The 13,779-nt window shown below is 38.4% G+C and carries 15 protein-coding genes and 1 tRNA gene; 10 read left to right on the top strand and 6 right to left on the bottom strand.

The window, feature by feature from the left end; translation table 11 throughout:
* The first annotated feature begins 4 nt into the window (after positions 1-4).
* The 3 genes from fdh3B to fdhD are packed head-to-tail and all read left to right on the top strand — an operon-like array spanning position 5 to position 2,395.
* Complete coding sequence (fdh3B, locus tag LS69_RS08430) at positions 5-634, top strand: formate dehydrogenase FDH3 subunit beta (RefSeq protein ID WP_138124047.1); 630 nt, start codon at positions 5-7, stop codon at positions 632-634.
* A gap of 10 nt (positions 635-644) precedes the next feature.
* Positions 645-1,601, top strand: coding sequence for a formate dehydrogenase subunit gamma (locus tag LS69_RS08425; RefSeq protein ID WP_138124045.1), 957 nt, complete (start codon positions 645-647; stop codon positions 1,599-1,601).
* A complete protein-coding gene (fdhD, locus tag LS69_RS08420; protein WP_138124043.1) occupies positions 1,601-2,395 on the top strand; it encodes a formate dehydrogenase accessory sulfurtransferase FdhD in 795 nt (264 codons plus the stop codon). Before LS69_RS08425 ends, fdhD begins: the two co-directional genes overlap by 1 nt.
* 152 nt (positions 2,396-2,547) lie before the next feature.
* On the opposite strand, the gene LS69_RS10920 is transcribed toward fdhD, so the two are convergent.
* The 4 genes from LS69_RS10920 to LS69_RS08405 form a co-directional block, all read right to left on the bottom strand.
* Entirely contained in the window at positions 2,548-3,102 is a 555-nt protein-coding gene (locus LS69_RS10920; RefSeq protein WP_238699276.1) for an FkbM family methyltransferase, read from the bottom strand.
* A 56-nt stretch (positions 3,103-3,158) separates the two neighbouring features.
* Positions 3,159-3,533: a hypothetical protein gene (locus LS69_RS10915; protein ID WP_238699275.1), complete on the bottom strand. Its 375-nt coding sequence runs from the start codon at positions 3,531-3,533 to the stop codon at positions 3,159-3,161.
* Positions 3,534-3,736: 203 nt separating this feature from the next.
* Positions 3,737-3,821: transfer RNA gene (locus tag LS69_RS08410), tRNA-Leu, on the bottom strand.
* Between the two features lie 47 nt (positions 3,822-3,868).
* A complete protein-coding gene (locus LS69_RS08405; protein WP_138124041.1) occupies positions 3,869-4,966 on the bottom strand; it encodes an agmatine deiminase family protein in 1,098 nt (365 codons plus the stop codon).
* 64 nt (positions 4,967-5,030) lie between these two features.
* Here LS69_RS08405 and LS69_RS08400 point away from each other — a divergent pair, with 64 nt between their 5' ends.
* The 4 genes from LS69_RS08400 to LS69_RS08385 all read left to right on the top strand — a co-directional run bounded on the left by LS69_RS08400 (position 5,031) and on the right by LS69_RS08385 (position 7,824).
* Positions 5,031-5,657 (top strand): hydrogenase-4 component G, encoded by a 627-nt coding sequence (locus LS69_RS08400; protein WP_238699274.1) that lies wholly within the window; start codon positions 5,031-5,033, stop codon positions 5,655-5,657.
* Positions 5,658-5,667: 10 nt separating this feature from the next.
* Positions 5,668-6,693 (top strand): tRNA (adenosine(37)-N6)-threonylcarbamoyltransferase complex transferase subunit TsaD, encoded by a 1,026-nt coding sequence (gene tsaD / locus LS69_RS08395; RefSeq protein WP_138124039.1) that lies wholly within the window; start codon positions 5,668-5,670, stop codon positions 6,691-6,693.
* Between the two features lie 66 nt (positions 6,694-6,759).
* Positions 6,760-7,254, top strand: coding sequence for a thiol peroxidase (gene tpx / locus LS69_RS08390; protein ID WP_138124037.1), 495 nt, complete (start codon positions 6,760-6,762; stop codon positions 7,252-7,254).
* An 18-nt stretch (positions 7,255-7,272) separates the two neighbouring features.
* Complete coding sequence (locus LS69_RS08385; RefSeq protein WP_138124035.1) at positions 7,273-7,824, top strand: YqiA/YcfP family alpha/beta fold hydrolase; 552 nt, start codon at positions 7,273-7,275, stop codon at positions 7,822-7,824.
* Here the strand turns inward: LS69_RS08385 and LS69_RS10520 are convergent.
* Together LS69_RS10520 and LS69_RS08380 are read right to left on the bottom strand one after the other, a co-directional pair.
* Positions 7,778-7,948: a hypothetical protein gene (locus LS69_RS10520; protein ID WP_194145473.1), complete on the bottom strand. Its 171-nt coding sequence runs from the start codon at positions 7,946-7,948 to the stop codon at positions 7,778-7,780. The genes LS69_RS08385 and LS69_RS10520 overlap by 47 nt on opposite strands.
* 162 nt (positions 7,949-8,110) lie before the next feature.
* Positions 8,111-8,533, bottom strand: coding sequence for a helix-turn-helix domain-containing protein (locus LS69_RS08380; protein ID WP_138124033.1), 423 nt, complete (start codon positions 8,531-8,533; stop codon positions 8,111-8,113).
* 104 nt (positions 8,534-8,637) lie between these two features.
* Here LS69_RS08380 and LS69_RS08375 point away from each other — a divergent pair, with 104 nt between their 5' ends.
* From LS69_RS08375 to feoB, 3 genes are all read left to right on the top strand, one after another.
* Positions 8,638-10,854 carry a galactosyltransferase-related protein gene (locus LS69_RS08375; RefSeq protein WP_138124031.1) on the top strand — a complete coding sequence of 739 codons (2,217 nt, stop codon included), beginning with the start codon at positions 8,638-8,640 and terminating at the stop codon, positions 10,852-10,854.
* A 307-nt stretch (positions 10,855-11,161) separates the two neighbouring features.
* Entirely contained in the window at positions 11,162-11,392 is a 231-nt protein-coding gene (locus LS69_RS08370; protein ID WP_138124029.1) for a FeoA domain-containing protein, read from the top strand.
* Positions 11,393-13,528, top strand: a complete 2,136-nt coding sequence (gene feoB, locus LS69_RS08365; protein WP_138124027.1) for a ferrous iron transport protein B — start codon at positions 11,393-11,395, stop codon at positions 13,526-13,528.
* Positions 13,529-13,779 lie beyond the last annotated feature (251 nt).

Below are 13,779 nucleotides of genomic sequence, written 5' to 3'. Positions count from 1 at the left end.
AAAGATGAGTAATACAATTCCTACAAATCTTGAAAATTTTTCAAGAATCAAGTTTTATTGCGATACGAATCGTTGTATTGAATGCCATGGTTGTGATGTAGCTTGTAAAGAAGCGCATCATTTGCCTGTTGGCGTGAATCGCAGACGCGTAGTGATACTGAATGAAGGCGTTGTCGGCAAAGAGAGTGCGGTTTCTATTGCTTGTATGCACTGCGCTGACGCTCCTTGTGCGCAAGTTTGTCCTGTGGATTGTTTTTATATTCGTGCCGATGGAATCGTCTTGCACGATAAAAAAACTTGCATTGGTTGCGGATATTGCCTTTATGCGTGTCCATTTGGTGCGCCACAATTCCCTAAAAATGGTGTTTTTGGCTCACGCGGAGCAATGGATAAATGCACTTTCTGTGCAGGAGGTCCAGAAGAAACTAATAGTGAGGCAGAATATCATCTCTATGGACAAAACAGAATCGCAGAGGGTAAAGTTCCGATGTGTGCGAGTATGTGTTCTACAAAAGCCTTACTTGCAGGAAGTAGCGAGGAAGTCTCAAATATCATAACACATCGTGCAACCGTGCGAGGAGAAAATATCCCTAATGCTGTGCCTAATGTGTGGAAAACGGCGTATGGCGACTAAGGAGGATTCTATGAGATTATCAAAATTCTTTAGAATCTTAATGTTAATGTTAGTTGTGGCGGGAGTTAGTCTCTCTTACGCCGCAAATCCGAGTGTGCCACAAAAAGACGGCAAACAATATGCAGAAGTCATTGAGGGCAATAATGCTTTGATTATGCCAAGCGATAGAGCGAATCCTAAGCTTTATGGCGGTCCAGAAGTGGAAGCGATTAAGAGTTGGGGGGTAGGTTCTCCTAATTCGTATGGCTTAGGAGAGATTTTTACCCTCTTGCAAGGGCATTATTTCTCTACGATTTTTGGGATTCTTATTATCTTAGTTCCTTTGGCTTTCTTGGGGCATTTTATGGTTATTGGGCAAAAGAAATTCAATCACGGCAAGAAGATTCGCGTATTCTCTAGCTACAATATTATCGTGCATTGGTGCGCTGCGATTCCTTTTGTGATGCTATGCCTTACAGGTTTGGTAATGGTGTTTGGTGATAAGCTAGGTGGAGGCGGATTCGTGCGTTTTGCGCGAGATGTGCATGGAATCGCTACGATACTTTTCGCAGTCTTTGGAGTTTTGATGTTTTTAATGTGGGCAAAGAGTGCTTTGCCTAAAGCATACGATATTCAATGGCTGATGATTATGGGCGGATACTTGAGCAAAGAGAAAAAGCCAATCCCTGCGGGGAAATTTAACGCAGGGCAAAAAATGTGGTTTTGGGTCTGCACACTTGGCGGGTTTGCAATGGTGATTTCTGGAGCTTTTATGTTCTTCCAATTCAGTGATATTAACACTTTAAGAATGATGGCATTAGCACATAATGTGATTGGATTCTTGGTGATTGCTTTATTGATTACACATATTTATATGGCTGTCTTTGCGATTGAAGGTGCTTTGCACTCTATTATTGACGGACATATGGGCGAAGAGGAAATTGCGATTTTGCATAGTTATTATTATAAAGAACTCAATGCGGCATAATGGAATCCTATTATCAAGCATTGAAGATTGAAAAAATCTCTCCCGAAGGATTCGGGAGGGAATCTTTAAACGCCATTGAAGATTGTGTGGTTGCAGAAGAGCGGATTGCATTTTATCTCAATGGTAAAAAGCTACTTTCAGTTATGAGTATCCCAAAAGAGCAAGATTGTCATATTGTTGGGTTTTTGATAAGTGAGGGTGTGATTAGAGATATTTCGCAGATTCGGTATTTAGAAGTTGCCAAAGATGGGAAGTCTGTTTCCATAGAAGCGGAGATTATAGAGCAGAATCTCCAAAATCTTTTCCGTGAGAAAACCTTAACTTCAGGCTGTTGTGTCGGAGTTGCGGGGAATTTGGAGGGGCATATTATAGAAAAGTTTGTGGAATCTGATGTTAAGATTTCGTGCCGTGAAATTTTTTCGCATTTGCGATTCTTTGAAAGTCCTAGTGAGTTGTTTGATAAAACGGGTTGTGTGCATAAGGCAATGTTGGTTTTGCAGGATTCTACTTTGATTTGTGAAGATATTGGGCGACATAATGCGATTGATAAAGTGATGGGAAAGGCGCGTCTGCAAGGGTTAGATACCAAAAATGCGATTCTTTATGTCAGCGGAAGATTATCGCTTGAAATGGTGATTAAAGCGGTAATGCACAATATTCCTATTGTGATTTCTAAAGCTGCCGCAACTTTTATGGGCATCAAAGCTGCGCAAGAAACAGGCGTAACGCTAATAGGTTTCGCGCGTGGGAATAGGGCGAATATTTATACGCATAGTGGCAGGATTACACCTTAAAGATTCCATAGTAGAGTTTCTTTGAGTTTATCATTATGGATTGCCACGACTTCTGTGAAGTCTCGTAATGACGGCAGGTTGTTAAGAGTCGCAATTCTTGCAATGACGCCTACTTAGCTTTGAAAATTAAAACAACGCATTATACTTGGGCTTCATAAGAACCGAATTGGAATCTCTGGATTGCTAACCCAAGTGGGAGAATCTAAGTTTTGCAGAATTCCTTTTTCTAGCTTTTGATTGGCTTTGAAATGGTGCATTATTTTATTGTTGCAATAGCTTACTTCTAAGCTCGTGCTAAAAAACAAACTTTTAGAATAAAAGATTTTGCCATGATTGTTTAAATGCAAATGAATGGGCGTGAAATGCTCATTGAGCCGTTTTAGCTGTGTGATTCTTCTTTGGAATCCTTGTTCTTCTTCGGGATTGCAGCCGTGAAATTCAAAAATCACTTGCGTGAAATATCGTGCCAAGATTCCAATATCAATGCCCTCTAGCATTTCCCATTCTACATTTTCAATGTCAATTTGCAAAATATTTTCCGCAGAATCTTCTAGTTGATTCTCATTGAGTAAGGATTCTAAAGTGATTGTGGAATCGCTATTTTTTGAAGCTACGAATTTCTTATGAAAAGTAATGTTTGGGTGCGTGTAGGGCGAGTGCGCAATGCTTCCATCGTATTCTATGACTTGATAACCAAAATCTGCCATTTTCAAATCCCAAGGCGAACTCTCTGAAACGCCTAGCGAAATTGCTTTGGGGCTTTTTAGGCTTTGTTTAGAGGGTTTGCCCCCCCCCCCCCATTAATTTGCTTAGTTTTTAGCATCACATAGCCTCCATCGTTTGCGCCACCGATTCTTACTAAAGAATCCTTGGCTATTTTGGCAGGTTGCAAGACTTTAAGGTATGTTTGGATTCTATCAAAGACTTGTGCGTTGTCGTTTAGGCGGATATAGTTTCTATCTCTATCTTGCAAAAGGCGCAATAAAATTTGCTTGTCCTTTTTGTTGATTTTAGAATGCGCAATCACATTGGACATTAGGATTTGATTTTGGAGTAAGTTGTTTTGTTTGGTTTGTGCGATAATCTCTTCCAAGTAATTTTGTAGGGTTTGGAGCGTTTGAGAGTTTTGGGATTCCATTTGGATAGCCTTTGTTTTGAAATTGAAATTTGTATTTTAATAAAAAATACAAAAAATAGCAAATATGAGGAATAATAAAGCGAAATTCTCGCAAAATCTCTCGCATTTATTGCAAACACAATCGTAAAATTAAATTAAATAAACTTTGTAAAACTTCTAAGGAGAATTCTAAAATGTAGGTTTTTAATGTGGATTCAAAAAAGTGGTGCGGAAAAGAGGACTTGAACCTCCATGCCTTGCGGCGCTAGATCCTAAGTCTAGTGCGTCTGCCAGTTTCGCCATTTCCGCTTTTAAAAATAAAGCGGAATTTTACTAAAATATCCTTAAATGTAACTTTATGGATTCTTTGGAAAATCTTTGCTTTTAAGATTTTTGATAGAAAAATTTTTGAGCGCATTAAAGTTTAAAGTGCCTTTTGGGAATTGCATACTAATGCAATGCAAACTTCCGTGTTGGCGAATCAAAACCGAACAATCAATCGGAATCACTTTGTGCTTTGGACAAGCCTTTTGTAGCATCTCTAAAGCGAGATTGTCGTTAGAATCTTGGTAAATTGGCAACAAAATCGCACCATTTAAAAACAAAAAATTCGCATAAGTCGCCGGTAATCGCTCTTCATCATAGTATTTAGCCGAGACAAAAGGCAATGCGACAAGCTTAAAGGGTTTATCTTGGAGATTCCGCAGATTTTTTAATTCCTTTTTCATCGCAAGTAGGGCAGGGTAATGCGCGTCTTGTTTGTCTGTGCATTCCACATAGGCAATAGTATTTTTCCCCACAAATCGCGCAAGTGTATCAATATGACTATCGGTATCATCACCCGCAAGATAGCCGTGATTTAGCCATAGAATCTTTTGGATTCCTAGAGTTTTTTTAAGTTTTTTGGCAAGTTGTTGCTTGGAATATGAGGGATTGCGATTGCCCTCTAATAGGCATTGCGTGTTGGTAAGCAAAAGCCCATCACCATTGGATTCTATGCTGCCGCCCTCCAAAATCAAATTTTCTGTTTTGATTTTTTTTAGGATTTTAAGATCACTTAATGTGCGCGTGATTTTGTTATCAAAGTTTGAAGCAAACTTCAAACCCCAACCATTAAAGCCAAAATCTAGCACGATATTTTGGTGGTTTTTGGCAATTGTGATTCCGCCAAAATCCCGCGCCCAAGTATCATTGCTTGGAATCTCTATCAGATACAGATTATCCAACAAATTTAGATTCCAACTTTTTTTGTCAAAATAACTTTTGATATACTCATAAGTGGGATTCGCATAATCACAAACTAACAAACAGGATTCTACTTGCAAAATCGCACAAATGATTTCACAATAAGTAGAACGCACTTCGTCCAAATAAGGTAGCCAATCGGAGTTTTGATGAGGAAATGACAACAAGATTCCGTCTTGTTTTTCCCATTCTGCAAAAAATTTTTTCATTTACTATACTCTTTTTAAAAAAATTGACGATATTATTACATAAATTTTTGTCAAGGAGGACAATATGGCAATGAATATTTCTAATAGTTCTACAAAAAGTAGTCTTGAATACGCGAATGATTTGCAAAGTGCAATGAGTTCTAACCCACTTAAAAAAGATGAAACTTCATCAGAGGAAAGAAGCAAAAATATCCAAGAAGCAGCGTCAAAAGTAGATGCAAAATCTTTGGTAACAGGCTACATTATGCAGTTCCAAATGAACATTACGATTTCAAGTGAGACAAACTTCTCTTCACAAAACGGATTATTTGGTGGAACAAGCGCAATGAATGATCCTTTCAAACTCAATAGCATTCTTAATGGTTTGGATTTAAGCTCTATTGGCTACGATGGTAAGCCGATTCAACAACTCACCCAAGATGAAGCCAAAGCATTAATCGCAGAAGACGGATTCTTTGGCGTTACAAAAACTTCTGATAGAATTGCGGATTTTGTTTTAGCCGGTGCGGGTGATGATGTAGAGAAGCTTAAAGCTGGAAGAGAAGGAATCCTTAGAGGATACAATCAAGCAGAAAAATCTTGGGGCGGAAATTTGCCGGATATTAGCAAGGAAACTTTGGAAAAAGCTTTGGAAAAAGTAGATAAAAAACTCGCAAGTCTAGGCGTTAATGTGCTAGATGAAAATGCGTAAGTAGGAATCTTTGGGCGGACTTATTTTAAGCATTGAAAGTAGTTGCGATGATAGCTCTATCGCGCTAACCCAAATAGATTCTAAACAGCTAATCTTTCATCAAAAAATCTCTCAAGAGAAACAACACGCCGCTTTTGGCGGTGTTGTCCCAGAGCTTGCAAGTCGGTTGCACGCGGAAGTTTTACCTTTAATTTTAGAAAAAACAAAACCTTATTTAAAAGACTTAAAAGCCATTGCGGTTACCACAGAACCGGGTTTGAATGTAACGCTAATGGAGGGTTTAATGATGGCAAAAACCCTTAGCTACGCACTTAATCTCCCTTTGATTAGCGTTAATCACCTAAAAGGGCATTTGTATTCTTTGTTTTTAGAATGCGATTCTTGCTTCCCTTTGGGCGTTCTTTTAGTCTCTGGTGGGCATACAATGCTACTTGAAGCGAAATCTTATGAAGAAATCACAATCCAAACACAAAGCTTAGATGATAGCTTTGGGGAGAGTTTTGATAAAGTAGCAAAAATGCTATCTTTAGGCTATCCGGGAGGTCCTATTGTGGAATCTTATGCTAAAAAGGGTTTGCAAGATTTTTTTAGCTTCCCGATTCCTTTGCGTAGTAAAAAGCAATTTGCCTTTAGCTTTTCAGGGCTTAAAAACGCGGTGAGGGTGCAGATTGAAAAAGAAAAACAAAACAATGGAATCTTAAGTGAAGAGTTTAAGGCAAATTTGTGTGCAAGTTTTCAGGATTCTGCCATTACTCATTTGGTGCAAAAATGTAGAATCTTCTTTGAATCCAACGCGAATCAATCCAATGCTTGGAAGTCCTTTGGAATTGTGGGTGGAGCGAGTGCGAATCTTTTGCTTAGGGAAAAAATGGGCAAGATTTGCAAAGAATATAATGCAACTTTACTGCTTGCTCCGCTTGAATTTTGCTCCGATAATGCCGCGATGATTGGGCGTGTGGCGATAGAATCTTATCGGAGAAACGAGTTTGCTTCTGTGGAAACTTTACAAACTCGTCCAAGAATTGACGCATTTTAATCTAAATTTTAGTTTCGTTATTTAATAATAAATCTCCAATTTTAGAAAAATTTTAAGGAAATGAAAATGGTAACTTTTAAAGGAAATGCAGTAACTCTTGCAGGAAAAGAAGTCAATGTCGGAGATAAAGCTCCTAAAGTGGATTTGGTCGCTGGAGATTTGAGCATTAAAAGTGTGGGTGGTGCGAGTGGTAAATACCAAATTATCAATGTTGTTCCCTCACTAGATACAGGAGTTTGCGCAACACAAACACGCAAATTCAACGAAAAAGCAGCAAGTATTGCCAATGCGCAAGTTTTCGTTGTTTCACTTGATTTGCCTTTCGCGCAGGGAAGATTCTGTTCCACAGAAGGAATTGAAAATGTAACTGCGTTGAGTGATTTTAGAAACAAAGACTTTGGCGATTCTTATGGCGTAGTTTTGGCGGGTTCTCCATTGGAAGGCTTACTCACACGCGCGGTTTTTGTTGTCAATCCTGATGGTCAAATCGTGCACAAAGAAATCGTGAGCGAAATCACAAGCGAACCGGATTATGAAGCAGCATTAAAAGCTGTGAAATAAAGAATTAAAGGGGAAGATTTGCTGCTTTATTTGCATGGATTTCGTAGCGTGGGGTTGTGTTATAAAGGCAAATTGATTGCCTCATTTGCCCCTAATGCACTAACGCCGAATCTCCCCTATGTTCCTGATTTGGCGATTTCTCTTGCAGAATCGCTGATTTTGGAGCATTCTAAAGAAAATAAAATTTGTCTTGTTGGAAGCTCTCTTGGCGGCTATTATGCGACATTTTTAGCGCAGAAATATCACTTAAAAGCCGTGCTTGTTAATCCCGTTGTTGATGCTTATAAAACCCTGCTACCCGCTATTGGGCGTATTGATGTTACTTATAATAACACTTCGTTTTTTTGGAGTTTGGATTTGGTAGAGAGTCTTAAAAAATATTTTGTGGATTCTATTACGCCCGAACTTTATTGTGTGCTTTTGCAAAGTGGCGATCAAGTGCTAGATTATAGAATCGCAGCGCAGAAATTTAAAGATTCTAAACTAATTATTGAAGAGGGTGGTTCTCATCATTTTGATAACTTCATCGCCCAAAAAGATACGATTCTACAATGGGAAAAGGAAGCGTAAAATAGCTTTCACTCCTCCCGCGCTTTTGTGCTTTTGAATCTCTTTGTGTGATGATTGTGAGATTCTGCATTGTGCTTTGTTTATCGTCATTGCGAGAATTGCAACGCAATTCGTGGCAATCCATAGTGTTAGCCCTCTTTGATTCCATAATGGAATCTCTAAGGCGAGATTCCGAATTATGGATTGTTACAGCCCCCTACAATGGCTTCGCAATGACAGGTGGTAGCTTTGGGCTTTAGCAAGGGTGCAGGGCGCGAATATTTTGTGATGTCGTGGGGATATAATTTTAAGAATCCTTTTGGATAGAGTTGATATTTTCATTTAGATTTTGTATTGTTTTCTTGTTTTGGATTAGTATATCCTCTAGGATATTTAGGGTTTTTGGCGGGAGGTATTCTAAGAGTTCTATAATTTTTTCATAGTGTCTATAATCACTATTTCTGTTATAAAATTTCGCAACAAGTTTTAGGGATTCTTTGGAGCTAGAAAACAACTCTTGCTCACAGATACCCAAAGCGTCTGCGATATAAGGAATCATATCAGCTTTTAAGTCTATATTGCCATTGAGATAAGCATAAATACTTGAGATACTCGGAATCTCACCTGTTTTATGTGCTTTTAGTCCAAAGTCAATCAAGCGGTGCGCTAGTTCCTTTTTGCTCATATTTTTTTCTTTTAAAATCTCATTGATTCTTTCTATTACTTTCATTGGAACTCTTTTATATTAAAGCTATAATTTTAAGCTTTTAATTATCGTAAAAGAATAATTTAATTATTGAAAAACTATAATTTGAAAAAAATTCAAGGGTTCGTATGCCAATACTTTCTATCATTATCCCATTTGGGCTAAGTAAAGAGCGTGAGTTTATTGCGCAAAGAGTGCTAGAAAAAGCTAAAGAATACAAAAGCGAGGGCAAAGTGCGTTATCTCTTTGTTGAAGGGTATTCTTCTGTATCTTTAGAGGAGTCTTTGGAGATTGCACACTTCATGGAATCTTGCGGACATATTTACCTAAAAGACGCCAAAGGGCAAGAGTGCGGTGTGTTTTGCCCCTCTTCGTGTAGGAATTATGGAGCGCGGTTTGTAACCACGCCTACTTTAATGGTGTTAGATGTGGATTGTGTGCTTAGTCCTCAAATGCTGGAGAAAATCCTAAAAATGATAGAGGCAAAAAGAATTGTAGAGAATCCAGCTAGTTTTTTGGTTTTGCCTTGTGTGTTTTTGAGTGAGAGTGGCACACAGAGATTCTTAAAGCACGAGATTTGTGAGGAGCAAATCATTCATCAGCTGAATTTGAATCAAAATAAAGAAAACATAGAATGGTTTATGCCTACTTCCTCATCTATTGTGTTAAACACCTATACTTTTTGGGAGCTTGGTGGATATAATGAGGATTTTTTAGGATATGGTTGTGAGGATTTTGAATTTTTATCTAGGTTGCTTAAGTCTTATGCTGTTTTTGAGATTCTGCCTAAAGAATTAGAATATTTTGCTAGAAATTGGAAATTTGGTGCATTTAAGGGATTCCGTGCGTGGTATGCGATAGTAGGGCTAGAAGCAATGATGTATGGAATCTATCTTTATCATCTTTGGCATACTAAACCAAATCAAAACAACTATTTTGGCACACATAGAAATAACAAAGAGAATTTTATCAGAATTTTGCGCAAAGGAAATAAGCTTGATACTCTAATTCGCGCACAGGCAAAAGAAAAAGTCTGTATATTAGATAGTGAGAAGTCGTATGCCTATAATGCTTTGCGAAAACCTTGCGTTTTCTTAGGAGAGCCTATTGCTGCGAGTGAGAAAATATTTTTTGACGATGAGGAATTTAATGAGAAGCGATTTTTGGAGTTTAGAGACAAGCACAACATTACGCTTTACTTACTTTTTAATCCTTATGCGAGGGAGAAAATAAATAAAATTTATCATTTTATGCGTGAAGAGGGGATTGCTTTTTATGTTTTTGAGCGGGGCGCGTTTCCTAATGCTTGGTTTTTTGATAATAGTGGGTTTTTGGGAGATTCTTCTAACTATAATGAGAATCTTTGGAATCACGCAATAAATGCGCAACAGCGCGATAGGGCATTGGAATATATTGAGAATGTTTTGTATTCTAATGAGTTTTTAGAGGAGAAAAATCAGAACTTTGGGGAGGCGGAATTAAGGCGCATACTAGGAGTGCGCAAGTGCCGAGTTGTTTTTGTCTCCTTGCAAGTAGAATCTGATACAGCGATTTTGTATTTTTCGCCATTTTTTAGCTATGAGGGATTTTTGGAATCCTTAGAAGAACTCGCCAAAGAGTATCACAAAGACAATGTAGTCTTTGTCTGCAAACGCCACCCCTTAAGCGCAAAAATCAACAAAAAGGCATATCCGCATTTAATCTTTGCGCCCGATGATTGCTCTATTGTGGCACTTCTAAACATTGCCCAAGCGTGTGTGTTGCTAAATTCTGGCGTGGGAATGTATGCGATGATTGCCAAAAAACCTGCAATTCTTTGTGCTAGGGCATTTTATGCTTTTGATGGGTTAAACTTACAAGCGCAATCCAAAGAGGAGCTAAAGGCGCGACTTGATGCAGTAATGTATCACGGGTTTGAGGTAGATGAGGAGAAAATGCTAAGGTTTATTTGCTACCTAAAAGAAGAGTTTTACTCCTATCTTGTGCCAGAAACTAAGTTAATCAAACGCGCGGATAATAGCTACTTTAGGCGCACTTATGAGTTTCATTTTTACCAAATGATACTTGGTGGGCACAAATGCTTGTTAGCAAAGGAGTTTAAGAAACAAAACTATACTTTAGATTCTTTGTGTTATTTGCCTTTTGCTTATGAGATTAACCTGGATAAAGAATCGTTTTTGAGGGAGCATTCTAGTAGGTGGAGCTGGGATTCCTTGATGTTTGTTAAAAACTTTAGAATCTACCGCAGGATTGCAAAGCTATTAAGAGACCCTAATGCGTTCTTTTTGGATTCCAAGAATCCTTTGTTTTATCCTATTAAAGCGCACTTGAAAGCTAAGCTTTAGGGTTTAATTGCGGAGTCTTTGATTTTTGGATTTTGCATCGTGCTTTGTTTATCGTCATTGTGAGAGATTCGTTAGAATCTCGTGGTGTGCAATTTGTGAAACAAATTTCACCCGTGCTATGCAAATCTATAATATTGAACTTAATACGCAATGGAATCTTTAACTTATGCCAAAGCGTGGATTGCTTTATCGCTTCGCTCCTCGCAATGACGCAGAGATTCTACAAAATGATAATCAATTTTAATATTATATTAACCTTGCAAAAGCTAAAATTTCAAACGATTTATTTTTGTTTAAAGGGGATAAAATGACAATCAATGCACTAAAAGACGGCGAATTAGGCGTGATTACGCATTTGGGAGTTGATGAGCAATTACGCGATAGATTCTTTAGCTTTGGAATCTCTAAAGCAAAGCAGATTAAAAAGGTGGAGACTTCTTTGGGTGGTTCTACGATTTTGGTGGAGCTTGATAGAAGTTGCATTGTGCTACGCGCAGATGAAGCTAATGCGATTGAAGTAGAGAGGGTGCAAGGATAAATGGCAGAAAATAATCCAAATAAAGTAATTAGAATCGCGCTTGTAGGACAGCCAAATGTCGGCAAAAGTTTGTTGATTAACGCACTTTGCCATTCTAGTATGAAAGTGGGAAATTTCACCGGGGTAACGGTTGAAAAAGCCGAAGCTTACACAACGCATCAGGGTTGGACTCTTCGGTTTATAGATTTGCCCGGAACTTACTCGCTTTATGGATATTCCGAAGAAGAAAAGATTACCAAAAATTTCGTAGAGAGTGGGGGGGATTATGATTTAATCGTAAATGTCGCGGATTCTACGAATTTAGAGCGTAACTTGCTTTTAAGTGCGCAACTGCTTGAAATGCAAAAAAAGATGATTTTAGCACTTAATATGAGTGATGAAGCGAGAAATGAGGGTGTGAAAATCAACGCTAAAGCTCTTAGTGAGCTTTTAGGGATTCCTAGTGTGCAAGTTTCTGCGCATACGAAAGAGAATCTAGAATCTTTGCTAGATTGCATTGTGGAGACTTATCAAAAGGAAAAGACTCCTAATAAACGCATTTATAGCAACGCAATTGAAACAGAGATTCTGCGTTTAGAAGAGTTTATCCAAAGCAAAAAGGACGCTAGTATAGAATCCCTAAACCTTAGTGCGCGTCAGATTGCGATTTTGTTGCTTAAACAAGAGGAAAAGACTTTTGCGATTCTTCATGAGAAGCCAATTTGGCTAGAATTGTCGCAAAAACTACAAGAATCCTTAAATAATCTTTATACGATTTATGATACTCCCTCTAATAAAGAGATTTTTTTAGAGGATTCTAATGCGTTTGTGCAAGGTCTCGTAACAGAAATCATACGCTATGAAACGAAGAAAAAGCAGAATTATACGCAAAGTATTGATAAGATTTTGATTAACAAATACGCCGGGATTCCGATTTTTTTGTTTTTTATGTGGGCATTGTTTCAGCTTACCTTTACGCTTGGTGCGTTGCCAATGGATATGATTGAAGATTTTTTTGGTTGGCTTGGGGATTTGGTAAAGGACAATGTAGAAAGCGAAGCTCTCGCCTCTTTGTTAGCCGATGGAATCCTTGGCGGTGTGGGAGCGGTGATTTTGTTTTTGCCTAATATTGTGATTTTGTTTTTTGGAATCGCATTGCTAGAAACCACAGGCTATATGTCGCGTGTTGCTTTTTTGTTAGATGGGTTTTTCCATAAATTTGGCTTACATGGCAAAAGCTTCATTCCGCTTGTATCCGGGTTTGGTTGTTCCGTCCCTGCATTTATGGCGACAAGGACGCTAAAAAGCCGCAAAGATAGGCTTTTGACACTTTTTATTATCAACTTTATGAGTTGCGGAGCGCGTTTGCCTGTGTATGTGTTGTTTGTTGGAGCATTTTTCCCGACTCAACAAGCGGGCAATTGGCTTTTTGGAATCTATATTTTGGGCGCATTGCTTGGATTGGTTGCTGCGAAGATTTTGCGAATAACTGCCTTTAAAGGTCCTGATGAACCCTTTGTAATGGAAATGCCAAAATATCGTATGCCAAATTGGCGATTGGTTTGGTTTGCGATTTATACAAAAGCAAAAATGTATCTTAAAAAGGCGGGAACTTTCATTTTGGCGGTTTCTATTTTGATTTGGTTTGCGAGTTCTTATCCCGCACAAGAAGAGACAAAAGCAACCTATGAAACCAAAATTGAACAAGCACTTGATGGCGAGGAAAAAGAAAAGCTTGAATTTGCCTTAGAAGAACGCTTGATTGAAAATAGCTATCTTGGAATGACTGGGAAGCTGATTGAACCTATCTTTGCCCCAATGGATTTTGATTGGCGAATGAGCGTAGCACTTTTAAGTGGATTGGCGGCTAAAGAAGTGGTAATCTCTACAATGGGTGTGCTTTATTCGCTTGGTGGCGAAGTTGATGAAGAGAGTGAAACGCTAATGGAAGTGATTTCTAATGCGATTCCGCTACAAGCTGCGATTGCGTTTGTTCTTTTTGTGATGATTTACAATCCTTGCCTTGCTGCAAGTGTGGTTTTTGGTAAAGAAGCGGGTGGATTTAAATATGTTGTATATTTATTTCTTTTTACAAGTGTTTGCGCTTATTTCGTTGCGCTGGTGGGTTATATTCTTGCGGGATTGATTTTGAATTAATCTCGCGCAAGAAGTTATGATAGTGGAATCGTGAATTACCATTCTGTCATTGCGAGGAATGCAAGGACAAAGCAATCCATAACACAGAATCTCGCTTTAGAGATTCCAATGTAGAATCAGGAATTGCCAACATTATAGATTTGCAAGTGTGGGGGGGGGTGAGTTGCTAACGCAACACACGCCACGAGATTCTAACGAATCTCTCGCAATGACAATAAACAATGCAGAATCCCACAATCACAATAAACAAT

This window comes from Helicobacter sp. MIT 05-5294 (assembly GCF_000765675.1).
Taxonomy (GTDB): Bacteria; Campylobacterota; Campylobacteria; order Campylobacterales; family Helicobacteraceae; genus Helicobacter_D.
This window is presented reverse-complemented; position numbering and strand designations above follow the sequence as displayed.